Source organism: Mycobacterium sp. URHB0021 (genome assembly GCF_054057895.1).
Window position 1 is genome coordinate 2,484,069 of record NZ_JBSRZT010000002.1, and the last position, 25,467, is coordinate 2,509,535.

24 protein-coding genes and 1 pseudogene are annotated in these 25,467 nt (G+C 67.8%); 17 read left to right on the plus strand and 8 right to left on the minus strand.

Annotated features, from left to right (window positions below; all coding sequences use genetic code 11):
* Nucleotides 1-46: 46 nt before the first annotated feature.
* Nucleotides 47-448 (plus strand): cupin domain-containing protein, encoded by a 402-nt coding sequence (locus ACVWWN_RS14500; RefSeq protein ID WP_457144522.1) that lies wholly within the window; start codon nucleotides 47-49, stop codon nucleotides 446-448.
* On the opposite strand, the gene ACVWWN_RS14505 is transcribed toward ACVWWN_RS14500, so the two are convergent.
* Nucleotides 408-2,057 (minus strand): PucR family transcriptional regulator, encoded by a 1,650-nt coding sequence (locus ACVWWN_RS14505; protein ID WP_457144523.1) that lies wholly within the window; start codon nucleotides 2,055-2,057, stop codon nucleotides 408-410. The two genes, ACVWWN_RS14500 and ACVWWN_RS14505, sit on opposite strands and share 41 nt — an antisense overlap.
* Before the next feature lie 94 nt (nucleotides 2,058-2,151).
* On the opposite strand from ACVWWN_RS14505, the gene pruA reads away from it, so the two are divergent.
* Both pruA and ACVWWN_RS14515 read left to right on the plus strand, forming a co-directional pair.
* The gene (pruA, locus tag ACVWWN_RS14510; protein WP_457144524.1) at nucleotides 2,152-3,780 is read left to right on the plus strand and encodes an L-glutamate gamma-semialdehyde dehydrogenase; all 1,629 of its coding nucleotides are present in this window, start codon (nucleotides 2,152-2,154) and stop codon (nucleotides 3,778-3,780) included.
* Nucleotides 3,780-4,781, plus strand: a complete 1,002-nt coding sequence (locus tag ACVWWN_RS14515; protein ID WP_457144525.1) for a proline dehydrogenase family protein — start codon at nucleotides 3,780-3,782, stop codon at nucleotides 4,779-4,781. The genes pruA and ACVWWN_RS14515 overlap by 1 nt, the downstream gene beginning before the upstream one ends.
* A gap of 9 nt (nucleotides 4,782-4,790) precedes the next feature.
* Here ACVWWN_RS14515 and ACVWWN_RS14520 read toward each other — a convergent pair whose 3' ends face one another.
* From ACVWWN_RS14520 to ACVWWN_RS14530, 3 genes and pseudogenes are all read right to left on the minus strand, one after another.
* On the minus strand, nucleotides 4,791-5,288 hold the full coding sequence (locus ACVWWN_RS14520; protein ID WP_457144526.1) for an Rv2253 family sensor-like surface protein: 498 nt from the start codon (nucleotides 5,286-5,288) through the stop codon (nucleotides 4,791-4,793).
* An 82-nt stretch (nucleotides 5,289-5,370) separates the two neighbouring features.
* Nucleotides 5,371-5,775: a YybH family protein gene (locus ACVWWN_RS14525; protein WP_457149130.1), complete on the minus strand. Its 405-nt coding sequence runs from the start codon at nucleotides 5,773-5,775 to the stop codon at nucleotides 5,371-5,373.
* A 138-nt stretch (nucleotides 5,776-5,913) separates the two neighbouring features.
* Nucleotides 5,914-6,258, minus strand: a pseudogene (locus ACVWWN_RS14530) (pyridoxamine 5'-phosphate oxidase family protein); the annotation flags it as partial.
* 97 nt (nucleotides 6,259-6,355) lie between these two features.
* Between ACVWWN_RS14530 and ACVWWN_RS14535 the strand changes: the two are divergent.
* Nucleotides 6,356-6,550, plus strand: coding sequence for a hypothetical protein (locus ACVWWN_RS14535; protein WP_457144527.1), 195 nt, complete (start codon nucleotides 6,356-6,358; stop codon nucleotides 6,548-6,550).
* Here the strand turns inward: ACVWWN_RS14535 and ACVWWN_RS14540 are convergent.
* Nucleotides 6,547-7,095 (minus strand): NUDIX domain-containing protein, encoded by a 549-nt coding sequence (locus ACVWWN_RS14540; RefSeq protein ID WP_457144528.1) that lies wholly within the window; start codon nucleotides 7,093-7,095, stop codon nucleotides 6,547-6,549. The two genes, ACVWWN_RS14535 and ACVWWN_RS14540, sit on opposite strands and share 4 nt — an antisense overlap.
* A gap of 59 nt (nucleotides 7,096-7,154) precedes the next feature.
* On the opposite strand from ACVWWN_RS14540, the gene ACVWWN_RS14545 reads away from it, so the two are divergent.
* From ACVWWN_RS14545 to ACVWWN_RS14555, 3 genes are read left to right on the plus strand one after another with little or no spacing between them, the layout of a single operon-like run.
* The gene (locus tag ACVWWN_RS14545) at nucleotides 7,155-8,561 is read left to right on the plus strand and encodes an acyl-CoA synthetase (protein ID WP_457144529.1); all 1,407 of its coding nucleotides are present in this window, start codon (nucleotides 7,155-7,157) and stop codon (nucleotides 8,559-8,561) included.
* The gene (locus ACVWWN_RS14550) at nucleotides 8,552-8,902 is read left to right on the plus strand and encodes a VOC family protein (protein ID WP_457144530.1); all 351 of its coding nucleotides are present in this window, start codon (nucleotides 8,552-8,554) and stop codon (nucleotides 8,900-8,902) included. The genes ACVWWN_RS14545 and ACVWWN_RS14550 overlap by 10 nt, the downstream gene beginning before the upstream one ends.
* A 2-nt stretch (nucleotides 8,903-8,904) precedes the next feature.
* The gene (locus ACVWWN_RS14555; protein WP_457144531.1) at nucleotides 8,905-9,498 is read left to right on the plus strand and encodes a M15 family metallopeptidase; all 594 of its coding nucleotides are present in this window, start codon (nucleotides 8,905-8,907) and stop codon (nucleotides 9,496-9,498) included.
* Here ACVWWN_RS14555 and ACVWWN_RS14560 read toward each other — a convergent pair whose 3' ends face one another.
* Entirely contained in the window at nucleotides 9,499-10,686 is a 1,188-nt protein-coding gene (locus ACVWWN_RS14560) for an MFS transporter (protein WP_457144532.1), read from the minus strand. It abuts the gene before it with no gap.
* A 52-nt stretch (nucleotides 10,687-10,738) separates the two neighbouring features.
* Here ACVWWN_RS14560 and ACVWWN_RS14565 point away from each other — a divergent pair, with 52 nt between their 5' ends.
* Nucleotides 10,739-11,932, plus strand: a complete 1,194-nt coding sequence (locus ACVWWN_RS14565) for an ROK family transcriptional regulator (RefSeq protein WP_457144533.1) — start codon at nucleotides 10,739-10,741, stop codon at nucleotides 11,930-11,932.
* Between the two features lie 4 nt (nucleotides 11,933-11,936).
* On the opposite strand, the gene ACVWWN_RS14570 is transcribed toward ACVWWN_RS14565, so the two are convergent.
* Nucleotides 11,937-13,220 carry a glycosyltransferase gene (locus ACVWWN_RS14570; protein WP_457144534.1) on the minus strand — a complete coding sequence of 428 codons (1,284 nt, stop codon included), beginning with the start codon at nucleotides 13,218-13,220 and terminating at the stop codon, nucleotides 11,937-11,939.
* A gap of 96 nt (nucleotides 13,221-13,316) precedes the next feature.
* Here ACVWWN_RS14570 and ACVWWN_RS14575 point away from each other — a divergent pair, with 96 nt between their 5' ends.
* The 4 genes from ACVWWN_RS14575 (at nucleotide 13,317) to zwf (ending at nucleotide 18,463) form a co-directional block, all read left to right on the plus strand.
* Complete coding sequence (locus ACVWWN_RS14575) at nucleotides 13,317-14,240, plus strand: phosphotransferase (RefSeq protein ID WP_457144535.1); 924 nt, start codon at nucleotides 13,317-13,319, stop codon at nucleotides 14,238-14,240.
* A 40-nt stretch (nucleotides 14,241-14,280) separates the two neighbouring features.
* Complete coding sequence (locus ACVWWN_RS14580; protein WP_457144536.1) at nucleotides 14,281-16,740, plus strand: GcvT family protein; 2,460 nt, start codon at nucleotides 14,281-14,283, stop codon at nucleotides 16,738-16,740.
* Nucleotides 16,741-16,841: 101 nt separating this feature from the next.
* A complete protein-coding gene (locus ACVWWN_RS14585) occupies nucleotides 16,842-17,054 on the plus strand; it encodes a hypothetical protein (RefSeq protein WP_457144537.1) in 213 nt (70 codons plus the stop codon).
* Between the two features lie 5 nt (nucleotides 17,055-17,059).
* A complete protein-coding gene (gene zwf, locus ACVWWN_RS14590; RefSeq protein ID WP_457144538.1) occupies nucleotides 17,060-18,463 on the plus strand; it encodes a glucose-6-phosphate dehydrogenase in 1,404 nt (467 codons plus the stop codon).
* A gap of 1 nt (nucleotide 18,464) precedes the next feature.
* On the opposite strand, the gene dapD is transcribed toward zwf, so the two are convergent.
* Nucleotides 18,465-19,439 (minus strand): 2,3,4,5-tetrahydropyridine-2,6-dicarboxylate N-succinyltransferase, encoded by a 975-nt coding sequence (dapD, locus tag ACVWWN_RS14595; protein WP_457144539.1) that lies wholly within the window; start codon nucleotides 19,437-19,439, stop codon nucleotides 18,465-18,467.
* A 48-nt stretch (nucleotides 19,440-19,487) separates the two neighbouring features.
* On the opposite strand from dapD, the gene ACVWWN_RS14600 reads away from it, so the two are divergent.
* From ACVWWN_RS14600 to dapE, 5 genes are all read left to right on the plus strand, one after another.
* Complete coding sequence (locus tag ACVWWN_RS14600; protein ID WP_457144540.1) at nucleotides 19,488-20,417, plus strand: LysR family transcriptional regulator; 930 nt, start codon at nucleotides 19,488-19,490, stop codon at nucleotides 20,415-20,417.
* Between the two features lie 119 nt (nucleotides 20,418-20,536).
* Nucleotides 20,537-22,039, plus strand: coding sequence for an APC family permease (locus tag ACVWWN_RS14605; protein WP_457144541.1), 1,503 nt, complete (start codon nucleotides 20,537-20,539; stop codon nucleotides 22,037-22,039).
* A gap of 36 nt (nucleotides 22,040-22,075) precedes the next feature.
* Entirely contained in the window at nucleotides 22,076-23,125 is a 1,050-nt protein-coding gene (locus ACVWWN_RS14610) for an aminotransferase class IV (protein ID WP_457144542.1), read from the plus strand.
* Entirely contained in the window at nucleotides 23,122-24,243 is a 1,122-nt protein-coding gene (gene alr, locus ACVWWN_RS14615; RefSeq protein ID WP_457149131.1) for an alanine racemase, read from the plus strand. Before ACVWWN_RS14610 ends, alr begins: the two co-directional genes overlap by 4 nt.
* Before the next feature lie 56 nt (nucleotides 24,244-24,299).
* On the plus strand, nucleotides 24,300-25,364 hold the full coding sequence (gene dapE, locus ACVWWN_RS14620) for a succinyl-diaminopimelate desuccinylase (RefSeq protein ID WP_457144543.1): 1,065 nt from the start codon (nucleotides 24,300-24,302) through the stop codon (nucleotides 25,362-25,364).
* The last annotated feature ends 103 nt before the right edge of the window (nucleotides 25,365-25,467 follow it).

Here is a 25,467-nt window from a genome sequence, read left to right on the forward strand (position 1 = left end):
CGAAAATGGACCGCCGACTCCGGGCGCTACGCCCTAACGTTGACGTATGCCGATCGGGTCTTCGCCAACCAACACACTCGATGTGCTGTTGCACCAGACACCCGCGATCGCGGCCGGCTCGTGCACGATGGTCGCCACCGTCACGATCCCGCCCGGTGATCCCGGCTCGGGTCCCCATCGTCATTCCGGTCCGGTGTTCGGCTTCGTGCTCGAGGGTGAGATCCTCTTCGAACTCGAAGGTGACGAGCCGTATCCGGTCAAGGCCGGAGAAGCGTTCTGGGAGCCGGGTTTTGAGGTAGTGCACTATCAGGCGGCGAACCTGCGCACCGATATCGAGAGCAAGTTCGTGGTGTTCATGCTGTGCTCACCGGATGTGCCGATGATGACGTTCCTCGATGAGGACGAAATCAGCGCGCGGGCGCACCTGCGGCACCCGGCGGCTCGCTGAGCGCCTCGGTCGCCCGCAGCCCCAACGCCAGCACCAGGCGGTCATCGGGGTCGTCCAGCGAGGTGGAGAGCAGCTTCTCGATGCGGCGGACGCGGTAGCGCACCGTGTTCGGATGAACATGCAGCCGCTGCGCCACCGCAGCGATGTCGCCGAAGCCGTCGAGATAAATCTGCAACGTCTCCGCCAGCATCGGATCCTGTTCGCGCAGTTGCCGAACCCGCGGGTCGACGAGGCGCGGCCGCTGGGCCACCTGCGAAACGATCTCGTCGAGCAGCACGGTGGTGCGCGCCTCGTCCAGCGACGTCACCTGTCCGATGGCGCCAGGGTGGCGTTCGGCGCTGTCGAACACGCGGTCCACCTCCGACCTGGCCCCGGCGGCCGCTCCCAGCCCGGCCAGCGGCGCCGCGATCACCGCCCGCAGCGTCAGCCCGAGCTCGCGGCGCAGGGCCGCGACCACACCGCGCACCCACGAGCTCACCGAGGACGGGGCGCCGATCTTGGGCAGTAGCACGTACACCCGCTCACCGGTCGATGCGATCTGGGCGTCGGCACGAAAGGCGCCGGCGCTCAAGGCGATCACATCAGCGGGAACGGGGATGTCGGAGCCCTGGAACCCGATCAGCGCCGCCCGCCCGTCGGCGGCGATCCCGAGCTCACGCGCGATCACACCCACGTCGGCGTCATCGGGACCCGTCCCGGAAGCCGCCGCCAGCCCCAGCAGTTCCTGCACCCGGACGGTGTGCGTCGAGGGGGCCGCCGCGAGCCGCGACATGATCCGCGCCGCCAGCACCGCCCCGCCACGAAGCACGTCCTCGACGTCGTCGGCCAGCGGCGCCGAGCCCTGCTGCAGCCAGATCGTCCCCGCGAAGCCTGGCCGGCGGCGCGCATCGGTGGCTGGCAGGTGGATGCCCGCGGCCAGCCGTGGCCGCAGACCCAGCTCGGGCCGCTCGGCGACGCGAACCACCTCGCCGCCGGCACGCAACGCGTCGAAGATGCCCCACTGGCCGATCCACTCCAGATGCTCGGGCGGTCCGGCGCGCCCCAGGATGGTCAGCCGGCGCAGTTCGTCGGCCTCGTCGCTGGACGCCGAGTACGCCAACATGTGGGAGTCCGCGTCCTCGATGCTGATCATGCCGTGGGTGCGGTCGGCGATGGACTGCGCGAGTCCGAAGAGATCGGTACCGGAGGCGGACAGCGGATCACCGCGGTCGCCGTGGTGCTCGAAGGCGTGGTTGACGAGTTTGTAGAGCAGCTCCCAACGCGCCCGGGGCTCGACCGCCACCACGGCAGTGCCCAGCGCCACGGCCCGTTTCACCGCGGCGGCAGTCGGTTCCTTGACGAAGATCGCGGCGGGCAGCTTGCTGTGCTGGCCCGCGACCTGCTGCTCGATCCACCGCACGGCATCGTCGTCGGACACTCCGAGCAGGAAGAACAGATCCGCTGAACCCGGCCCCACCGCCAGGCCCAACCGCACGTCGTCGGCGTCGACCAGCGCGACCGACCCCACCGGCATGTCCAGTCCGCGCGGCGCATCGACCAGCGTCACCATCGTCCGGTCCAGGGCGAGCAGCAACTGGCCGAGTCCCAGCCCCGTCGCCGGCTCGGCCATCGACGCTCCTTTTGTCCGATTCGACTATAGACGCCCGATTCCGTTGTCCGATCAGATATGGGTTGTGCGCCCCCGAAGAGGGCATCCTTGCAGCATGGACGCCATCACCGAGGTTCCCTTGCCGGTCAACGAGCCGGTCGGAGACTACGCACCTGGATCGGTTGAACGCACCCGGCTCATCGACGCCCTCGAGGCCCTTGGCAACAACCCCATCGACCTGCCGCATGTGATCGGGGGCCACCACCGGATGGGCGGCGGTGAACGCATCGACGTGGTCCAACCGCACCGCCACGCCGCGCGGCTGGGCACCCTGTCCAACGCCGAGCACGCCGATGCCACCGCCGCCGTCGACGCCGCGATCGCCGCCAAGGCGGACTGGGAGGCCACCCCGTTCGACGAACGCGCGGCGGTCTTCCTGCGCGCCGCCGACCTGATGGCGGGCCCGTGGCGGGCGAAAGTGGCCGCGGCCACCATGCTCGGCCAGTCCAAGACCGCGTACCAGGCCGAGATCGACTCGGCGTGCGAGCTGATCGACTTCTGGCGCTTCAACGTCGCCTTCGCCCGCCAGCTGCTGGCCCAGCAGCCGATCAGCTCGCGCGGGGTGTGGAACCGCACCGATTACCGGCCGCTGGAAGGTTTCGTCTACGCCATCACGCCGTTCAACTTCACCGCCATCGCGGGCAACCTGCCCAGCGCGCCCGCCCTGATGGGCAACACCGTGGTCTGGAAGCCGTCGCCGACGCAGACCTTCGCCGCCTACCTGACCATGCAGCTGCTGGAGGCCGCAGGCCTGCCGCCGGGTGTGATCAACCTGGTCACCGGCGACGGAATCGCGGTTTCCGATGTGGCGCTGGCGGATCCACGCCTGGCCGGCATCCACTTCACCGGATCCACGGCCACCTTCCAGCACCTCTGGCGGGAGGTCGGCGCCAATATCGACCGCTACCAGACGTATCCGCGGCTGGTGGGCGAGACCGGTGGTAAGGATTTCGTGCTCGCCCATAGCTCGGCGCGCCCTGACGTGTTGCGTACCGCGTTGATTCGCGGTGCGTTCGACTACCAGGGCCAGAAGTGCTCGGCGGCGTCGCGGGCCTTCATCCCGCGATCGGTGTGGCAGCAGATGGGTGATGACTTGCTCGGCGCCACCGAGGCGCTGCGCTTCGGCGACGTCACCGATCTGACCAACTACGGTGGCGCATTGATCGACGACCGGTCATTCGCCAAGAACGTCAAGGCCATCGAGCGCGCCAAGAGCGCGGCCAACGTCACCGTCGCGGTCGGCGGCGAATACGACGACAGCGAAGGGTATTTCGTCAGACCGACGGTGCTGCTGTCCGACGACCCGACGGATGAGGCGTTCTGCACGGAGTACTTCGGTCCGATCCTGTCGGTCCACGTGTATCGCGACGAGGACTACGACCGCATCCTCGACGTCGTCGACACTGGTGCGAAGTACGCGCTGACGGGTGCGGTGATCGCCGACGACCGGTCGGCGGTGCTCAAGGCCGAACAGCGGTTACGGCACGCCGCGGGCAACTTCTACGTCAACGACAAGCCCACCGGAGCCGTGGTCGGGCAGCAGCCGTTCGGCGGCTCCCGGGCATCGGGCACCAACGACAAGGCCGGTTCGGCGCTGAACCTGCTGCGGTGGACTTCGGCCCGGTCGATCAAGGAAACCTTCGTGCCGGCGACCGACCACAACTACCCCCACATGGAGCAGTGATGATCGACGCTGTGTCGTCGGCTCTTCGCGCGAGCGCTCACCGCGCGTTCCACCGGGTGGCCCGTCCGGCGATCATGGCCGCGAGCCGCCGCGACGGCCTGCGGCGCACCGCGGAGCGGCTGCCGGTCACCCGCGAGGTCGTGCACCGGTTCGTACCGGGGGAGACGGTTGCCGATGCCCTGAATTCCGTTGAGCAGTTGCGGCATTCGGGTCGTCTGGTGTCCATCGACTACCTCGGCGAGGATGTCACCGACATCGACACGGCGCACGCCACCGTCGATGCCTACCTCGGCCTTCTCGACGCGCTCGGCAGTCGCGACGAGCAGTCGGGCAAGGTGCGGCCGCTGGAGGTCTCGCTGAAGCTGTCCGCGCTCGGGCAGTCGCTGCCCCGCGACGGCGAGAAGATCGCGCTCGAGAACGCCCACACCATCTGTGAACGCGCACAAAAGCTCGGTGTCTGGGTGACGGTCGACGCCGAAGACCACACGATGACCGACTCGACACTGTCGATCGTCCGCGATCTCCGTGCCGACTTCGACTGGCTCGGCACGGTTCTGCAGGCGTATCTGCGGCGCACCCACGGCGACTGTGAGGAATTCGCGGCGTCCGGCGCACGGATCCGGTTGTGCAAGGGCGCCTACGACGAGCCGGCATCGGTGGCTTTCCGCGATCGCGACGACGTCACCGATTCGTATCTACGCTGCCTGCGGGTGCTGATGACTGGCACGGGATATCCGATGGTGGCCTCCCATGATCCCGAGATCATCGAGGCGGTGCCCGCGATGGCACGCCAGGCCAGCCGCAGCGTCGAGGATTTCGAGTACCAGATGCTCTACGGCATCCGCGACAACGAACAGCGGCGGCTGGCTGACGCGGGCAACCACGTCCGCGTCTACGTGCCGTTCGGGACGCAGTGGTACGGCTATTTCGTGCGGCGACTGGCGGAGCGTCCGGCCAACCTGACGTTCTTCCTGCGCGCTCTGGCCGAGCGCAGACACTGATCCGACGCGTCAGCCCGGATAGGCCACGACGGGCATCACGACGGTGCCGCGGCAGGCTCCGCTGAGAATCTCCGTCTGCCACGTCCCGAACAATGACCCGTCGCTGGGGGCGTAGAACACCTGCGACCGCGCCGGGGCGTATTCCCTTGGCAGCGTTTCGCCGCGGTAGCACTCCCACTGCCAGGTGTACACCGACAGCCAGCGGGAGCCGTCCCAGCCGTACTGCGCAGGTCGCGGGATGGTGGGGTTACTGGGCGCCGGGCCGTTGGCGGTGGCGATACACCGTCCACTCGAACAGTCCGTCACGAAGTCGAACTGGGCGCTGAAGTCGGACTCGGGTTGGCGGGCTGCCCCGCTGCTGCCGGTCTTCTGAGACGCATAGGTCACCACGGAGTACCGCCCGTTCCACGCCGGTCCCGCCGCCTCGGCGGCGGCCGAGACCGAAATGCAGGCCGCCGCAACGCAACTCGCTGTCGACAGCGCACTCCAGATCGGACGGGTGGGCATGGCATTTCCTTTGCTCGCGGACTGGAAATGTCAGACTATTCGGCCGTACCCTCAAAAGCGTGAGCGACAAGGCTCCGTTGGATTACGGGTTTGCAACAGTTATGGGAAACGAATGGTGTTCGTGGGTAACAGTCCAGCCTGAAGCCTGTTTACGAAGGCCGATGGTGATCCGGAGGCGGTTTGCCGGATTGGCTTCCAGCTCCTCCGCTGTGCCACATTTGAGCAGTGCGTAGGCGAACGCGACGTCTTCGCCCACCGTCACGTCGAGCTCCACGATCTCGAACTCGGCGCCCTGTCGCTGCCATTCGAAGAACGGCGGCCAGCTGTCCCGGTACGCGTCGATGCCGCGGACCCCGTCGAAGGGCGGCGGCACGTCGAACATCACGATGTCCGAATCATGGTTGGCCAGTACGCCGTTCAGGTCACCCGTGTGCACGGCCCTCGCCCAGCCGGTGACGAGCTCGCGGATCATCACTTCGTCGGTCATCGGACGTCGTACCGTGTCGCGCCGGTAGGCATGCCACGGCGGAGGACCGGCCGACGGCGCGCTGTACTCCGCCGTCAGCGCGTCGCCGTCCACCAGGGCCGGCCAGCCGGCGTGGTTGAACTTGTCTGCGACAGCGTGTAGTTCGGCGCTGTCGGTGACACGCGCCGCGCTGCCTTCGACGACCAGATCGAACGGATGCGTCGCGACGCTGACGGTGCACCGCGGGTTCTCGGCCAAATTGCGCGACTTGCGGGTTCCCGGTCCGGACGTGAAGTACCACATCCCATTGATCTGAATGACACCGATGGGAGTCACATGCGGTGCGCCGTCCGGGTTGATGGTGGTCAGCCATGAGGTGTGCCGATTCGGTCCACCGGTGTGGGGCGCCTGCGTGACATCGCTGGCCAGCGCCTGCTCGACACCCTCCCAGGCGATCGGGGCCAGCCCGTATCCGGCGAGGTTCTTCTGATTTGTGACCTTCATGCCTGGTTAGACCGGTCCGGCGGACGCATTTCATCGGCGCGATACGAGTGCACGGCACGGGCGGCGCGGGTACAAGACCGAACCGCTGCGCACCGGCATGCCCGGTGACGACGGCAGGCAGCCCGGCGATCCGGCCGCGGCCGCGGCCCTGCAGGCGCTCGACTCCGATCGGCCGCCGCTGCGACTCGCGCTCGGTGAGGATGCCGTCAACGGGATCGCCGCGCCCTGGAGGACGCGAAGGCGGAACTGGCCGCGTGGGAGCGGGTCGGCCGCTCGACGGGTATTCGACTAACGCTCGGAGATCAGCAGCAGCGCCCAGGCCGCGATCGACTGGGCGTCGGTGATCTGTCCGTCGCGGATCATGCCGACGATTTGGGCGCGGCTGAACCACTCGCTGCGCATGTCCTGTTCCTCGTGCTCGCGTTCGTGCTCACCCTCGGTGATGCCGGTGGCTAAGAACACCCACCCGCGCTGGCTGCTCATGCCGGGCGCCACGTCGAGCTGGCCCAGCACCGACATCGAGTCGGCGCGCAGGCCGGTTTCCTCGCGGAGTTCACGAGCGGCCAGCTCATGGCGCTCGAGGTGCGCCATCTCGGGCGCGGTGCCCTGCGGGAACTCCCAGCGTCGCAGCCCGAGGGGGTAGCGGTACTGCTCGACCAGATGGAATCGGTCACCGTCTTCGTCGATGATGCGCGGGACGACCAGCGCATATGTCGGCTTGTCGACGACGGCGTAGATGCCGTGCGTTCCGTCCGGGCGGCGGATGTCGTCCTCACGCACCGTTATCCAGCTGTTCCGGTACACCTCGCGCGTCGTGAGGGTCTGGATGGGTTCCACCGCCCCAGTATTGCCCAGTCTGCAGCCCAGGGGGATGGCACGGCCGGTAACCTCATCACGTGCTGCTGACCTCGCTGAACCCCGCAGCCGTCGCCGGTGGTGCCGATGTCGGCGACGCGGTGCGCATTGGCGAGGACGTCCTGAGCCGCAGTGACCTGGTCGGCGCCGCGACCTCGGTGGCGGAGCGGGTCGCCGGCGCGGGGCCGGTGGCGGTGCTGGCCAGGCCGACGTCCGCGACGGTGCTGGCGATCACCGGCGGGTTGATCGCAGGCGTGCCCATCGTCCCCGTCCCCGCCGACGTCGGGGTCGCCGAGCGCAGACATATCCTCACCGACTCCGGGGCCCAGGCGTGGCTGGGTGACGCGCCGGAAGAGACCGACGGACTGCCGCACATCCCGGTGCGGCGGCATGCGCGTTCCTGGCACCGCTACGCCGAGCCGCCGCCCGAGGCCACCGCGCTGATCATGTACACATCGGGCACCACCGGTCCCCCCAAGGGGGTGGTGGTCAGCCGTGCAGCCATCGCCGCCGACCTCGACATGCTCGCCGAGGCCTGGCAGTGGACGCCCGAGGACACCCTGGTTCACGGCCTTCCGCTGTACCACGTGCACGGCCTGGTGCTCGGGTTGCTCGGATCGCTGCGGATCGGAAATCGTTTCGTGCACACCGGAAGACCGTCGCCGGCGGCATATGCAGCGGCGGGTGGCACGCTCTACTTCGGGGTGCCCACGGTGTGGTCGCGGGTCGTCGACGACGGTGACGCGGCCCGCGCGCTGGCCCCGGCGCGGCTCCTGGTTTCGGGCAGCGCGCCCCTGCCGGTGCCGCTGTTCGAGCGCCTCGCCCAGGCGACCGGGCACCCGCCGGTGGAGCGGTACGGCGCCACCGAATCGCTGATCACCATCAGCACCCGCGTCGACGGCGAGCGCAGACCGGGGTGGGTGGGGCTGCCGCTGATGGAAATCGAGACCCGACTGGTGGACGAGAATGGCGCCGACGTTTCCCACGACGGCGAAACCATTGGCCGGCTTGAGGTTCGAGGCGCGACCCTCTTTGACGGCTACCTGAACCGTCCCGGCGCCACCGCCGAAGTGCTGAGCAGTGACGGCTGGTACCGCACCGGTGATGTCGCCGTGATCGACGGTGGCGGCATGCACCGCATCGTCGGTCGCGAGTCGGTCGACCTGATCAAGACGGGCGGATTCCGGGTCGGTGCGGGGGAAGTGGAAACCGCGCTGCTCGGACACCCCGGTGTCCAGGAAGTGGCGGTCATCGGAGTGCCCGACGACGACCTCGGTCAGCGCATCATTGCATTCATCGTGGGTGACGCCGAACCGGAGGCCTTGATCGAATTTGTCGCGCAGCAACTTTCGGCACACAAGCGGCCGCGGGAGGTTCGGTTGGTCGACAGCCTACCGCGCAACGCCCTGGGCAAGGTCCTCAAGAAGGAGTTGACGGGATGGCTCTGAAGTTCGATGAGATCTGCATCGACGCCCATGACGCCACCTCGCTCGGCGCTTGGTGGTCCAGGATGCTCGGCTGGTCGCAGGACGTCGACGAGGACGGGGATGTCGTCCTGCACGCCCCGCCGGGCGCGGGACCCAACTGGCTGTTCATCGCCGTCCCCGACGACAAGGTGGTCAAGAACCGCATCCACTTCGACTTCCGTCCCGACGATCAGCAGGCCGAGGTGGAGCGGGCGGTCGGTTTGGGTGCACGGCATGTCGACATCGGCCAGGGCCACCAAAGCTGGGTGGTGCTGGCCGATCCGGAGGGGAACGAGTTCTGCATCCTGGCCCCGAAAGACTGACCGTGCAGAAGTGGTGCGCCGGGGCCGTCCTGCTGGCGCTGGTGCTGTCTGCGTGCGGTGCGCCCCACGCGGTGTCGGTGCGGCCGGCGGCCACCACCGACACACTGGCGCCGCCGCCGTCGTCGCCGGCGGATATGACGATCGGGCCGGCGGCCACCGACTCGGTCGGCGGATGGCTCCCGGACGGTGTGACGCTCAGCCCGTTCGATGTGAAAAATCCCGTCGTGGGTCTGCTCGATCCCGCCCTGTTGACCGCGGTGCAGGACGCCGCCCGCGCGGCCTCCACAGCAAATATCGACATGCGCGTCAACTCCGGTTGGCGGACAAGAGGATTCCAGCAACGGCTGTTCGACGACGCCGTCGCGCGATACGGAAGCGTCGCCGCCGCCGATCAGTTCGTCGCCTCGCCGGATGCGTCCAAGCACGTGTCCGGCCAGGCGGTCGACATCGCGCCCGTCGACGCTGACAACTGGCTGATCCGCAACGGACCCCAGTTCGGCCTGTGTCAGATCTACGCCAACGAGATCTGGCATTTCGAGTTGGCCGCCGATGCACAGGGCCGCTGTCCGCCACTGAAACCCAACGCGGCCGGCTGATCACGCGCGCGGCAGACCTACCGGAAAAGCCCGGGGTGACAGCATGATCACGACCAGGCCGAGCCCGATCAGCAGGGCGCCGACCCACGGCAGGGTCGAGAGCCCCGCTGTTTCGAGCAGACCCGCGCCGATGGCGGCGCCACCCGCGATGCCGACATTCGCAGTGGCGTTGATCCACGCCCCGGCCCGTTCCGGCGGCATCACGTGCGTGCGCACAGCGCACGTCTGGTAGATGGACGGCGCACCCCCGAACGCTGCACTCCACACCGCGGTGGCGATCAGCACCGTTACCAGCGTCGGCCACGTGCTGCCGAGTACCACGACCCCACCCATGGCCACGCCCACGATGGCCACCGCGGTTCGCCTCGGCTTCCGGTCGAGACCTCGCCCCGCATACCACAGGCCGAGAAGCCCACAGGCACCGCACGCGAGCAGGATCGGCCCGAGGAACGCCGGACTCACTCCACTTGTCAACAGCACCAGGCTGATGAACGTGTAGACGGTGAACTGTCCGAGAAACACCAACATATTCGATGTCGCCACCGCGACGAGTGGACCGCGGCCGCGCTGCCGGGAGCCGCATGACGCCGGTTCGTGGTGCACCCGGGGGAGCAGCCTGGCCACGAGTACGAAGGTGAGCACCGACAGCGCGGCCAGCACCGCAAACGACATGCGCCATCCGGCGGCGGTACCCAGCGTCGTCAACAGCGGCACACCGAGAACCAAGCCCGCGGAGCCGCCACTGCCGGCGAGCGCGAGCGCGCGGCCGACGTGGCCCCGCGACACCAGTCGCGGGGCGTATCCGATCACCAGTGAGAAGAACAGTGCGTGCGTCACCCCACCGACGGTCCGTCCCGCCGCGACGACCGCGAATACCGGCGCCGTGGCGACCAGCGCGTTGCTCACGGCGTAGCCGGCCACGGTGGTCAGCAGCAGCGGCTTCCGGGCGAATCGGGTGGTGAGGACGGTCAGCGGAACGGCGAGCGCCGCGACCATCACCGCATACAGACCGAACAGCAGCCCGGTGACGGAATCGGGCACCGCGAACGCCGCGCCGATATCCGGCAGCAGCCCGACTGGCAACATCTCGGTCGTGACCGCAAGGCAGGACGCCAACGCCAGCGACAGCAGTCCGGGCAGGCTTTGCCGAATGCCGGAGGTGGGTACGCGCTCGGTGGCGACCGTCATGCGTTTCGAATATACTCGGGCGACGAGTTTAATCAAATGGGATACTACGGTCGTGGTACAGGATCCACGTCAGGCGGCACCGGTCCGCTGGTCGGGTGCGGCTCAACTCGTCGAGGTCGTGCGGTCCGAGCCGGGCATCACCCGCGCCGCGGCCGCGCAGCGCCTTGGGATCGGCAGCGGCGGCGCGACCGAGCTGGTGGCCCGGATGCGGCAAGCGCGACTGCTCGACGAGACCCCCGCCCCTGCGCACGGCCGCGGGAGACCGACAACGGTGCTGGGTCCCCACGCACACGGGCCGCTCGTCCTTGCGGCCGACCTACGCGCGGCCGACTGGCGGCTGGCTCTGGCCGGCATCGACGGTGCACCGCAGGTGGTGGCCCAGGACGCGTATGCCGGTGAGGAGCTGGATGTCGCGCTGTCCCGGCTGGCGGATGCGATCGGCGCCGTCTACCGTCGAAAAGCCAAGCGGCTCAAAGCGATAGCGGTCTCGGTCGCGGGCACGATCAGCGGCGCCAAGCTGGTCCAGTTCACGTCTCGAGGGTGGCATGACGTCAACCTCTCGGTGTTGACTGCCAATATTCCGGACCGCGCGGGCATCCGGCTGTTACTAGGCAATGACGCCACTTTGGCGGGGCTGGCGGAGTCCCGGACCGGCGCGGCCCGCTCCGCCGCCACCGCGCTGCACCTCATCGTCGCGCAAGGGATCGGCGGCGCGTTGGTGGTCAACGGCGAGCCGCTCGCCGGTGCGCACGGCGCGGCAGGCGAATATGGCCATATCCCAATCGGCGACCCGGCTCTGGTCTGTCCGTGCGGTGCGCGCGGCTGCTGGGACCTCACCGTCGACGGCCGCGCGTTGGCGCGGCATCGAGGCGATGCCCCGCCCGACGATCCCGTCGGCTACGTTCACGATCTGGTCGGCCGTCCGGAAGCGGACGAGGCGACGCGTCGGGCCTTCGAAGCCGTGGCCGGATCGCTCGGCCGCGGTATCGGTGGCCTGGTCAACCTGCACGATCCCGAGGTCGTCACGCTGGGCGGTGTCGCCGCGTTGCTACGGGCCGCCGCGCCCGAGGCCTTCGACACCGCCTACCGGGACGGCCTGATGGCATTCCGCAAGAATTGCCCGCCGCCGGTGCGCGACGCCGAGCACGCTGAGGACGGCCCACTCCACGGCGCCGTGGCCTTGGCCATGGACCACGTCACCACCCCGGCCGGGTTGGCGGATTGGGTTGATCGACAGCCCGTTTGACGGCTCAGCCGCGGACGACCTGTTCGATCAGATCGGCGGCCTGCAGCCGGCCCGGCGAGGTCTGCAGGCGCTTCGAGGCCGTTGCCAGCCGCGCCGCCAGTGCCGCATCGCCGCTCAGCCGCTCGATCGTCTGATGAAGCTCGTCATCGGTGAACTCGTAGGTGGAAAGCCGTATGCCGTAACCGCATTCGTCGATGCGCTGCGCGTTGTCGTACTGATCCCAGAACAGTGGCAGCACGATCGTCGGCACCCCGAACGTGAACGCCTCGCCCACGGTGTTGTTTCCGCCGTGGGTGATCATCACGTCGCATTGCGGCACGATGGCGGTCTGCGGAACGAACTGCTCGCCCCACATCCGCTCGCCCAGCCGCAACTGCTCGTGCAGCGGGCCCATCGACACGATCACCCGGTGCGGCGTCTGGTTCAGCGAGTCGATCACCCGCTGCATCAACGGCACGTCCATGCAGCCGAGGCTGCCCAGCGACAGGTACACCAGCTTTCCTTCGGCGCCGACCTTGTCCGCGACGTCGAACGCGCCGTCGGAGTTGCGGGTGGCGGTGTCGATCCGGCGCCAGGTCGGCCCGAGCGGCGTCGACCGCCGGTAGTCGAGCTCGGCGGGAAACATGTACAGGTTCAGATACGGCGAGGTGTACTGAAACTCGCCCGGCGGCAACGGCGGTGCCCCGCACTGCCGATGAAAGTCGTTCGACCGCCCGGTGAGTGGGTCGGTCAGCCTGCGGTACTCCGCGCAGAAGTCCTCCCATCCGCTGCGGTCGCCGGACGGGTATCCGGAGAACACCGGTGGCACGTCGGGATCGCGCACCTCGAGGGGATTGGCCGAGACCACCCGGATCCACGGGCAGCCGGCCGCCGACACCGACGGGAAGCTGGCAACGCAGTCGTGCACGATGGCATCGGGGCGCAACTCCGCCCAGATCTCGGTGAGGCGGTCGTGCGAGTACTCGGCGCCGTCGACGAACTCACCCCAGATCGGTGCCGTCACCGTCTCCAACTGTTCGATGGTCGGGCGCCGGAACTGCGGAGACGTCTCACGGACGAATTCGGCCCAGCCGCCACCCACCGCCTCGTCGCCCTCGGGGGCGGGCGCCATCCGCATCAGCCGTTCTTCGAAATCGCGGGCGGCGAGTTCTCCCTCGAACGACTCCTCGATGACGAACACCGTGCGGATGCCGCGCTCACGCAAATGGTTGCCGACCGCGACCAGGTTGTTCGTCGGGCCCCAGGCACCGGGCTCGGGAAACAGGGCTACCGTGGGCTGACGACTCATACCGGCAGAATCTACGCCGCCCGCGCGCAGTCGGCGCCGCAAAACGGAGCGACGGTCTACAGTGAACCAACCATGCTGGCCCGCTTAGGAACAACCATGTCGTTACGGCTCACGGATGCTCAGCTCAACGAGCAGCTCGACAAGATTGGCGTGCTGGCAGGGCGGCCGCGACAGCTCGAGGAGCTATCCGGGGGACTGACCAATCGCAATGTCAAGATCACCACTCCCGACGCAGTCTACGTGGCCCGGTGCACCGACATCTCGTGCAACCTGCTGGGGATCGATCGCGACCGGGAACATTTCAACAGTCAGGCCGCCGAGCAGGCGGGCGTCGGCGCGCCGGTGATCGACTACCGGCCGGACCTCGGCGTGCTCCTCCTCGGCTACCTCAACGGAAAGACGCTGTGCAACGAGGACTTCCAGCGACCGGGGATAATCGCCAAGGCCGCCGCGGCCTGCCGGATGCTTCATTCCGGACCCCGGTTCCGCGGCCGGTTCGACATGTTCGAACGCCAACCCACCTACCTGAAAACCGTCAGGGACAACGGATTCAAGATCCCGCACGACTACCTCGACCATGCCGCCACGTTCGCCGACATCGAACGGGTCCTCACCGCGACCGACCGGACCACCGTCCCGTGCAACAACGACCTACTGGCCGGCAATTTCATCGAGGACGGCGAGCGGATGTGGGTGATCGACTACGAATACTCCGGCAACAACGATCCGTGCTTCGAGCTGGGCAACGTATGGAGTGAGTGCGGGCTGAGCACCGAACAGCTCGACGAACTGGTCACCGCCTACTACGGTCGACGGCTGCGGCACAAGATCGCCCGCGCGCACCTGCAGGGCATCGTCGCCAAGTACGGTTGGACCCTGTGGGGTTGCATCCAGAACGGCTCCAGCTCACTGGATGTCGACTTCTGGGGTTGGGCGATGGAGCGCTACGAGGCCGCCGTCGCCGCATTCCAGGGCCCGCATCTCGCCCGCTTGCTCGATGACGCGCAGGCCACCGACTGAGCGACGTCACAAACCGAGCACTGAGGAACCGACTGCACCCATGGCCACCAAACCCCTTCCCGACCGGGTCCGCGTCGTCGTCATCGGCGGCGGGGTGATCGGCACCAGTGTCGCCTACCATCTGACCAAGCTGGGCCTTACCGACGTGGTTCTGCTGGAACAAGGCCAATTGTCCAGCGGCACAACCTGGCACGCCGCCGGACTGGTCGGGCAGCTGCGCGCCTCGGAGAGCGCCACCCGCCTGGTGCAGTACTCGACGGCGCTCTATGCCGAGTTGGAGGCCGAGGTCGGCCTGTCCGCCGGCTACAAGCAGTGCGGTGGCGTGACGGTCGCGCGGACCGAGGACCGGATGATCCAGCTGCGCCGCACCGCCGCCAACGCCGCGGCCTTCGACATGGAATGCGAACTGCTGACCCCGGAGCAGGCGCTCGAGCACTATCCGGTGATGCGGGTCGACGACCTCGTCGGTGCCGTCTGGTTGCCTGCCGACGGGAAGGCCAACCCGACGGACCTGACCTTCGCGCTGGCCAAGGGTGCCCGTATGCGCGGCGCCCTGATCATCGAAAAGGTCAGGGTACTTGATGTTCTCACGATCGACGGCCGGGTGACCGGAGTGCGCACCGACGACGGCGACGTCGAGTCGGAGATCGTCGTCAACTGTGCCGGCCAGTGGGCCAAGCGGGTCGGCGCGATGGCCGGGGTGAACGTGCCCCTGCACTCCGCCGAGCACTTCTACGTGGTCAGCGAGAGCATCGACGGAGTCCACCCCGACCTGCCGATCCTGCGGGACCCCGACGGCTACACCTATTTCAAGGAAGAGGTCGGCGGCCTGGTCATCGGCGGGTTTGAACCCGAGGCCAAGCCATGGGTGGCGCCGGACAAGATTCCGTACCCGTTCGAATTCCAGCTGCTGGAGGAGGATTGGGAACATTTCGAAATCCTGATGAACAATGCACTGTTGCGGATTCCGGCACTGGAGACCACCGGCATCAAGAAGTTCTACAACGGCCCGGAGAGCTTCACCCCCGACAACCAGTTCATCCTCGGGGAAGCGCCCGAAGTTGCCAACTTCTTCGTCGGCGCCGGATTCAACTCGGTCGGCATCGCCACCGCCGGTGGCGCGGGCCGGGCGCTGGCCGAGTGGATCGTCAACGGATCACCGACCAGTGATCTCACCAGCGTCGACATTCGCCGGTTCGCGCCGTTCAACGGCAACAACCGCTGGTTGCATGACCGGGTCGCCGAGATCCTCGGCTTGCACTACGAACTCCCATGGCCCAACCGGGAGATGACGACCGCGCGGCCGTTCCGCCGGTCGCCGGTACACCACCTGCTCGAGGCGGCGAACGCAAACTTCGGCAGCAAAATGGGGTGGGAGCGGGCCAACTTCTTCGCCCCGCCCGGTGCCGTACCGGCGATCGAATACACCTGGGGGAAGCCCAACTGGCTGACGTGGTCGGCGGCCGAGCAGACCACCACCCGGACAGCGGTCACGGTGTTCGACCAGACGTCGTTCTCCAAGTACGTGATGGTCGGGCCCGATGCGGAGGCGGTGCTGCAGTGGCTCTGCACCGCCGACGTCGGCGTGCCGGTCGGCCGGTCGGTGTACACCGGGATGCTCAACGCGCGCGGCACCTACGAGTCCGACGTGACCGTCACCCGTACGGGCCCCGAGGAGTTCCTGATCGTCAGCAGCGCCGCGACCACCGAGCGCGACCGGGATCATATCCGCAAGAACCTGCCCGACGGCGCCCGCGCCTCGCTGATCGACGTGACATCCGCGTACGCCGTGTTCGGTGTGATGGGTCCCAGGTCGCGGGACCTGCTGTGCACGTTGACCGCGGCCGATCTGAGCGACGACGCGTTCGGCTTCGCCAGCAGTCGACAGATCGCACTGGGATATGCCACCGTCCGCGCCACCCGCATCACCTATGTCGGCGAATTGGGTTGGGAGCTTTACGTTCCTGCCGAGTTCGCCGTCGGCGTCTACGACGACCTGATGGAGGCGGGGGCCGGGTTCGGCGTCGGCCGCGGCGGCTATTACGCCATCGAGTCGCTACGGTTGGAGAAGGGGTACCGCGCCTTCGGACGCGAACTCACCCCGAGCGAAAACCCTGTCGAGGCGGGTCTGCTGTTCGCCTGCAAGCTCAAGACCGACATCGGATTCCTCGGCCGGGAGGCAGTCGAGAAGGCCAGGGCCGAGGGGCCGCGCCGCAAACTGGCTGGGTTCCGCGTCGACAACGCCGAGGCGATGCTGTGGGGCGGCGAATTGGTGCTGCGCGACGGTGCGGTGGCCGGTCAGGTCACCTCCGCGGCGTGGGGGGCGACGACCGGTGCGTGCGTCGGTCTGGCCTACCTCCGCGCCTCCGACGGTTCGGTGATCAACGCGGACTGGGTGAACGCGGGCGCCTATCAGGTCAATGTCGGCGGCCAGCTGTACCCGATCTCGGTGTCGCTCAAGCCGCTCTACGACCCGGCGAACGAGCGCATCCGGCCCTGACCACTGCGTGCGCGGGTGTGCCGTCCAGGGTGGCTATGGCCGGGACCACGAGTCCCACGAATACCGCGAACGGAAATGACGGCCGGGGAGGAAGGCGGGACATGTCTACTGACACGCCCATGCAAGTGGGCATGGTGGGACTCGGCCGAACGCGGGCCGACCTGGTGCGGCGATTGATGGACGATGGACATCGCCGCGTCGTCCACGACGTGAACGCCGAGGGGGTGCGGGGGGCGACGGGTGCGACCTCTCTGCGCGACAAGGTACTTTCGGCCATGCGCAGCGAATTCGGCGGCGACGCCGGAAGGAAGTAGGCACCATGACTGCACCGGCGACGACACCCGCGGATGTGCTCGTGATTTTCGGCATCACCGGCGATCTGGCCAGGAAGATGACGTTCCGGTCGCTGTACCGGCTGGAACGGCGCGGCTTGCTGAAGTGCCCGATCGTAGGAGTCGCCCGCCACGAGTGGTCGAGCGACGCCCTGCGCGAGCATGCCCGCAGCGCGATCGAGGGCGCCGGTGAAACGGTCGACGAGGACGTGTTCGCCCGGTTCGCGAACCGCCTATCGATGGTGGCCGGCGGATTCGACGACGCGGACACCTATGAGCGGCTGGGCCGGGCGATCGAGGGCAAGCACACGCCGGTGTTCTACCTCGAGGTGCCGCCCTCGTTGTTCGGGCCCGTCGTCGAGGGGCTGGCGCACGCCAACCTGACCTCGCGCGCCAGGGTCGTGGTGGAGAAGCCGTTCGGCCACGACCTGACGTCCGCCCGCGCACTCAACGATGAACTCCGCAGCGTGTTGGAGGAATGGCAGATCTTTCGCATCGACCACTTCCTCGGCAAGGAACCGGCGATGGACATCATGTTCCTGAGGTTCGCCAACTCGGTGTTCGAGCCGCTGTGGAACCGCGACCGGATCCAGTGCGTGCAGATCACCATGGCCGAGAACTTCGGGGTGGAGGACCGGGGCAGCTTCTATGACTCCGTCGGAGCCCTGCGCGATGTGGTACAGAACCATCTGCTGCAGCTGATCGGGCTGTTCGCTGCGGAACCACCCAGCCTCGCCGGTGCCGACGGCCTGCGCGACAAGCGGGCGGAGGTGTTCCGCTCGATTCCCTCGGCGGACCCCGCGCATTACGTCCGCGGCCAGTACGCCGGATACCAGTCCATCAAAGGGGTGCAATGGGATTCGCAGACCGAGACCTTCGCCGCCCTGCGGTTGGAGATCGACAACTGGCGCTGGTCGGGTGTTCCGTTTTACCTCCGCGCCGGCAAAGCACTGCCGGTGCGCGCCACGGAGATCCGGGTCATTTTCAAGCGCCCGCCCCGACTGGCGATCACCCCGCAGGTGCCCGATCCCAACGAACTCGTGCTGCGCATCGATCCCGATCCGGGCACCGATCTGATCGTGCAGGCCAAACAGCCCGGTGCCGACCGCACCCGCACGGTTGACCTGTCGCTGATCTTCGCCGAGGAACTCGGCGAGGCGCCCGAACCCTATGAGCGCCTGCTCGGCGACGCGATGCGCGGCGACTCCAGCCAGTTCACTCGGGAAGACGGGGTCGAGGAGACCTGGCGAATCGTGCAACCGCTGCTCGACGCACCACCGCCGGTGGTGGTTTACCAACCCGGGTCGTGGGGGCCGCCGGCCGCGGACAAATTGCTCGCCGGGCATCCCGGTTGGCGCGAGCCCTGGCTGAATTCCGGTAGTTCGGCCTGACTCAGTTGGCGTGCAGGGCCTCGTTGAGCGTGATGCCGGAGCCGTCGCGCTTGACGACTTCGACCGCACCCGAGACCGAATTGCGCCGGAACAGAAGGTTGTTGGCGCCCGATAGGTCGCGGGCCTTGACCGTCTCCCCGTCGGCGGTCTGCACCTTGGTCCCGGCGGTGACGTACAGGCCGGCCTCGACGACACAGTCGTCGCCGAGCGAGATGCCGAGCCCGGCGTTGGCGCCGAGCAGGCACCGCTTACCCACGGAGATGACCTGGGTGCCGCCACCCGACAGCGTGCCCATGATCGACGCACCGCCGCCGACGTCGGACCCGTCGCCGACGACGACGCCAGCCGAGATCCGGCCCTCCACCATCGAGCTGCCCAGCGTGCCGGCGTTGAAGTTGACGAACCCCTCGTGCATCACTGTGGTACCCGACGCCAGGTGCGCGCCCAGCCGGACCCGGTCGGCGTCGGCGATCCGCACGCCCGACGGCACCACGTAGTCGACCATCCTCGGGAACTTGTCGACGCCGTACACCGCGACGGGGCCGCGGGGCCGCAGCCGGGCCCGGGTCGACTCGAAGCCGTCGACCGCGCAGGGGCCGGCGCTGGTCCAGACGACATTGGCGAGGACGCCGAATATGCCGTCCATGTTCGCCCCGTGCGGAGCGATCAGTCGATGCGACAGCAGGTGCAGACGGAGGTAGGCGTCGAAGGCGTCGGCAGGCTTCTCGTCGAGAGAAGCGATGGTGGTCCGCACCAGGACGGTCTCCACGTCGCGGGCCTCGTCACGCTCGGCGAGGGCCGCGAGGTCTGCCGGCACCTCGGCGACCGACAACCGATTCGTGCCCGACGCCCCGTCGTCGCCCAGCTCCGGAGCCGGGAACCACGTATCCAGAACGGTCCCGTCGGCGGTGATGGTCGCCAATCCAATACCCGAAGCTCCAGTCACGGTGCTCCAGGCTACCGGTGCGCCTAGCATCGCTTCACAGGCTCCCGACCAGGAAAGAGGCCAGCCACGACCGGCGATGTGACGTTGCGCCAGCTGCGCTACTTCGCCGTTCTCGGCGAGGAACTGAACTATCGGCGTGCGGCGGAGAAGTTGTTCATCACCCAGCCGGCGCTGTCGACCGCGATCAAACAACTCGAGCACCAGGTGGGCGTCACGCTCTTCACCCGCAGCACGCGTGAGGTAGCGCTGACCGAGCTCGGCCGCGTCTGGTTGCCGAAGGTACGAGATGCGCTGCACGGTGTCGACGCCGCCATCGACGACCTCGTCGTGCTCGCGGCGCATCGCCGCCGGATCAAGCTGGGCTACCTGATCGGCACCGGTGCCGACTTGCTGTTCCGGCTGGTGCGTCACTTCGAGGCGGCGCATCCCGAAATCACCTTGGAAGCACGGGAATTCGATTTCTCTGACCCGACAGCCGGTCTCGCCGACCGCACGACGGAAGTGGCGATCATCAGGCCACCCGTGGATTTGCCCGACCACAGGATGTTCATTCTCGACGCGGAGAGCTGGGTGGCCTGCCTCCCCCGCGATCATCGCCTGGCGAACCGCTCCGAGTTGTCGATCGCCGAGTTACTCGACGACCCCATCGTCGTCGCGCCCGCCAGCGCAGGTCTGTGGCGGGATTATTGGATGGCGATGGACGCCAGAGGCGGTAAGCCGCCGACCATCGCCGCGGTGGCGGCGACCTATGAAGAGGAGACCACCACCATCGCGCGGGGCCTGGGTATCAGTTTCACCAGCGAGGCAAGCGCCCGTCTGTACAACCGCCAGGGCATAACATACGTGCCGATCGTCGACCGCCCACGCAACTACACGGCGCTGGCGTGGAACCCCGAGACGCTGAATGAGGAGTCTGCGGCGTTGATTGCCCACGTCCGCGAACAATGGAGCTTGGGGGAGGGCTCAGCGGGCGGCAGAGCGCCTGACCATCCCGCCACTTATTACTGACGTCGATCACCAGCCACTCATAACCTCGCTTTATCAGTAGATCATTTTTTGGAACTTCCGCGGTGCCGCAGCGTCGGGTTTGCTGACAACACTGAATGCCCAACTGCGCTGGAGAAACCATGACCGACGTCGTACCCGCCGCCGACGCAAAAGTGCCGCTCCCGGCCAACGCCGAGGACGCCAAACTCGAACATTTCGGATATACCCAGAAGCTCGACCGCTCCGTCGGCCGACTCGCATCGTTCGCGATCGGTTTCGCGACCATCAGCGCCACCACCGCGGTATTCACCGGCTTCGGCGCCGGTTACTTCACCGCGGGCGGACCGTTCGTGTGGACGCTGCTGCTCGCCGCCGCGGTGTTCGTGATCTGGACGCTGATCGCCGCCGACCTGACGGCCAAGATCCCGCTGGCCGGCTATTCGTACCAGTGGACCAGTCGCCTCGTCGGCTCGACGATGGCGCTGTTCACCGGCGTACTGGCGCTGGCCGGCTGGATCTGCGGCATGACCGGTGTCGGCTTCATCCTGTCCGGCTACCTCGGCAGCCTGTTCGGCTGGAACATGAGCCAGACCGCGCAGATCCTCGTCGCCATCGGCGTGATGGCCGTCTGCATGCTCGTCAACCTGTACGGCGTGCGGTTCGCGACGATGGTCAACAACATCGGCGTGAGCCTCGAGTTCGTGATCACCGTCGGGGCCACGATTCTCGTCGCGATCGTCGCCTTCTCCTCGCCGGACAACCACCAATCCGTCTCGGTGCTCTTCACGGGCGGCACGTCTGACGGCAGTGCCCCGTACATCCTGGCCTGGCTGGCCGCGTCGCTCGGCCCCTTCTTCGGACTCATCGGAGTGGAAGCCAGTGCCGACATCGCCGAGGAGACCGTCAACGCTCGCCACGTCATTCCGCGCACGATGTTCTACGCGTTGACCGCCTCGATCGTGATCGAGTTCGGCATGTACGTCGTCTACGTGCTGGCGATCAAGGACCAGGACGCCGTTGCGGCCGCCTCCGCTGCCCCCATCGAGGAGATCATCACCCAGCAGGTCGGCCCGGTCATCAGCAAGATCGTCGTCGCCGTGGCCCTGACCAACGTGATGGCCTGCATCCTGGCCAACATCCTGGTCGCCACCCGGTTGACCTACTCGATGGCCCGCGACAACATGCTGCCGTTCTCGCACGTCTGGCGGCACGTGTCCCCGTCGAACCGCACGCCCACCTACGCCGTGCTCGGAATCTTTGGGCTTTCGACGATCCTGTTGCTGTCGGCACTGATCAGCGAGAAGGCGTTCTTCCTCATCCTCGGACTCTCCTCGCTGGCGGTCTGCTCGATGTACCTCCTGCAGACGATCGCAGTGCTGATCGCCAATCGCCGCGGAACCATCCCGACGGCCGAGCCGGGAACGTTCGACCTCGGCAAGGCGCGGGTGCCGGTGGCCGGGCTCGCGGTCATCGCCTTCACCCTGGTGTGCGCCGCGCTGATCTTCCTCCCGCAGTTCGCCAACAACGGCTACGTGTTCCTCGGCCTGCTGGTGCTCGCCACGCTCTGGGCCTTCACCGGACTGCGCAAGCGGCTGGCCACCGGCGAGGCCGGGCCTGACTACGCCAAGACCCATATCTCCTGAAAACCGCTGACCCAACGCAATTCCGAAGGGACCATCATGACCGTCACACAGTCGCCACACGAGCGCTCATCCACCACTCCGACACTCGGCACCAGCAATCTGGTCGCCGTGGAACCCGGCGCCATCCGCGAGGACACGCCACCGGGGTCGGTGATCCAGTACAGCGACTACGAATTGGACACCTCGAGCCCGTTCGCGGGTGGCGTGGCCTGGATCGAGGGTGAGTACATGGCCGCCAAGGACGCCAAGATCTCCATCTTCGACACCGGCTTCGGGCACTCGGATCTGACCTACACCGTCGCGCATGTGTGGCACGGCAACATCTTCCGGCTCGGCGACCATTTGGACCGGCTGCTGGACGGGGCGGCCAAACTGCGTCTGGACGCCGGCATCAGCAAGGAGGAACTCGCCGATATCACCAAGCGCTGCGTCGCGATGTCGCAGCTGCGTGAGTCGTTCGTCAACCTGACCGTCACCCGCGGCTACGGAAAGCGCAAGGGCGAGAAGGACTTGTCCAAGCTCACCCATCAGGTGTACATCTACGCCATCCCGTACCTGTGGGCGTTTCCGCCCGCGGAGCAGATCTTCGGCACCACGGCGATCGTCCCGCGCCACGTTCGCCGGGCGGGCCGCAACACCGTCGACCCGACCATCAAGAACTACCAGTGGGGCGATCTGACGGCGGCGAGCTTCGAGGCCAAGGACCGCGGCGCGCGCACGGCGATCCTGCTCGACTCCGACAGCTGTGTCGCCGAGGGGCCCGGCTTCAACGTCTGCGTCGTCAAGGACGGCAAACTGGCCTCCCCGTCGCGAAATGCCTTGCCGGGCATCACCCGCAAGACCGTGTTCGAGCTCGCCGACCAGATGGGCATCGAGGCCACCCTGCGCGACGTCACCAGCCGCGAACTGTACGACGCCGACGAGGTGATGGCCGTCACCACGGCGGGCGGTGTCACGCCGATCAACACCCTCGACGGTGAACCGGTGGGCAACGGCGAGCCCGGCCCGCTGACGGTGAAGATCCGGGACCGGTTCTGGGCATTGATGGACGAGCCGTCCCCGCTGATCGAAGCCATCCAGTACTGACCGTGGCCGCCGTCGAGGCGGTCGTCGACCTGGCCGCGATCGCCCACAACGTCACGGTGCTGGGTGACCGGTCCGGCGTCGGGGTGCTCGCCGTGGTGAAAGCCGACGGCTACGGCCATGGCGCGGTACCGGTCGCCCGGGCCGCGCTACAGGCCGGTGCCGCCGAGATCGGTGTGGCCACGATCGAGGAAGCCCTGGCACTGCGGCAGGGCGGCGTCACCGGACCGGTGATCGCCTGGTTACACACGCCGGCAGCCGATTTCGCGGCGGCGCTGCGTTCCGACATCGAGGTGGTGGTGTCGTCGGCGCGCCAGCTGTCCGCGGTGGTCGCCGCGGCCGACGCGCTGGGGCGCACCGCGACGGTGGGCGTCAAGGTCGACACGGGCCTGGGCCGAAGCGGTGTCTCCGGTGACCAATGGCCGGGACTCCGCGACGACCTGGCGAAATACCAGGCCTCGGAGGCCATCTCGCTCCGCACGGCGATGACCCACCTGGCCAGGGGTGACGAGCCCGGCCACCCGCTCAACGTCCGGCAGGCCGACCGGCTGGACGAGTGTGTCGTCGAGCTTCGGCGCGCGGGCGCGCCACCCCAGGTCGTGCACGTCTCGAACTCCGCCGCCGCACTGACCCGGCCGGACCTGTCCCGGGACATGGTGCGTGCCGGTATCGCCGTATACGGCCGCACGCCCGTGCCCGAGCAGGGCGATTTCGGGTTGATCCCGGCGATGACACTGACGTCCGAGATCACGCAGATCAAAAGGGTGTCCGCGGGCCAGGGGGTGTCCTACAGCCACACCTGGGTCGCACCATGCGACACCGTGACCGGCGTGGTGGCGTGCGGCTACGCCGACGGGGTGCCGCGGGTGCTGTCCGACCGGCTCGAGGTGTGGATCAACGGGCGACGGCACCGCAACATCGGCACGATCTGCATGGACCAGTTCGTCGTCGACCTTGGCGCTGACGGATCCGGCGTGCGCGAGGGAGACCGCGCGGTCCTGTTCGGCACGGGTGCCCACGGAGAACCGACCGCACTGGACTGGGCGGAGCAGGCCGGGACCATCGACTACGAGATACTGACCGCGATCCGCGGCCGCCGGGTCCGCCGCTACCTGACGTGACCTGCGGCCGCCGCACGCTGGGGCACTGACCCGCCGAGCGGCTAACGTGGTCAATTGTGCTGGACCTGAACAGCGACCCAGTCGCACTGACCGCGGCGCTGGTGGACATTCCCAGCGAGTCGCGCCACGAGCAGCGCATCGCCGACGAGATCGAGACCGCGTTGCGCGAGCAGACCTCCGGATTCGAGATCGTCCGCAACGGCGACGCCGTGCTGGCCCGGACCCGCCTGGGCAGACCGTCGCGGGTGCTGCTGGCCGGTCACACCGACACCGTGCCCGCGGCGGACAACCTGCCCAGCCGGCAGTCCGACGGCCAGTTGCACGGCTGCGGCACCTCGGACATGAAGTCCGGCGACGCGGTGTTCCTGCACCTGGCCGCCACCGTCATCGAGCCCGCCCACGACATCACGCTGGTGATGTACGACTGCGAGGAGATCGAGTCGTCGGCGAACGGTTTGGGCCGGATCGAACGTGAGCTCCCCGACTGGCTCCAGGCCGACGTCGCCGTTCTGGGGGAACCGTCCGGCGGCTATATCGAGGCCGGTTGCCAGGGCACCCTGCGGGTGGTGGTCAGCGCCGCAGGGACCCGCGCACATTCGGCTCGATCGTGGTTGGGCGACAACGCGATTCACAAACTCGGCGAGGTGATGGCCCGGCTGACGGCCTACGAGTCGCGCCACGTCGACATCGACGGCTGCACCTACCGCGAAGGATTGTCGGCGGTGCGGATCGACGGTGGCGTCGCGGGCAACGTGATTCCCGATGCCGCCTCGGTGACCGTGAACTTTCGCTTCGCCCCCGACCGCACGGTCGACGACGCCCTGACCCACGTCCACGAGGTGTTCGACGGGCTGCCGGTGCAGATCGAACTGACCGACTCCGCCGCCGGAGCGCTGCCCGGCCTGACCATACCGGCGGCGGCGGCGCTGGTCGACGCCGCGGGCGGCCAGGTTCGCGCCAAATACGGTTGGACCGACGTGGCCCGGTTCGCCGCACTGGGCATCCCCGCCGTCAACTACGGGCCCGGCGACCCCAACCTGGCCCATCGCGCCGACGAGCGCGTCGAGATCGCCCAGATCACCGCCGCCACGGACGTATTGCGGCGTTATTTAACCGCTTGAACCGTTCGGTAGCATGGGTGACCGCAAGCGTTTCAGACATCGAGGTGGGCTGACGACATGGTGGGAGACGACGAGATCTCCAGGTGAGTTCTGGAGGCACACG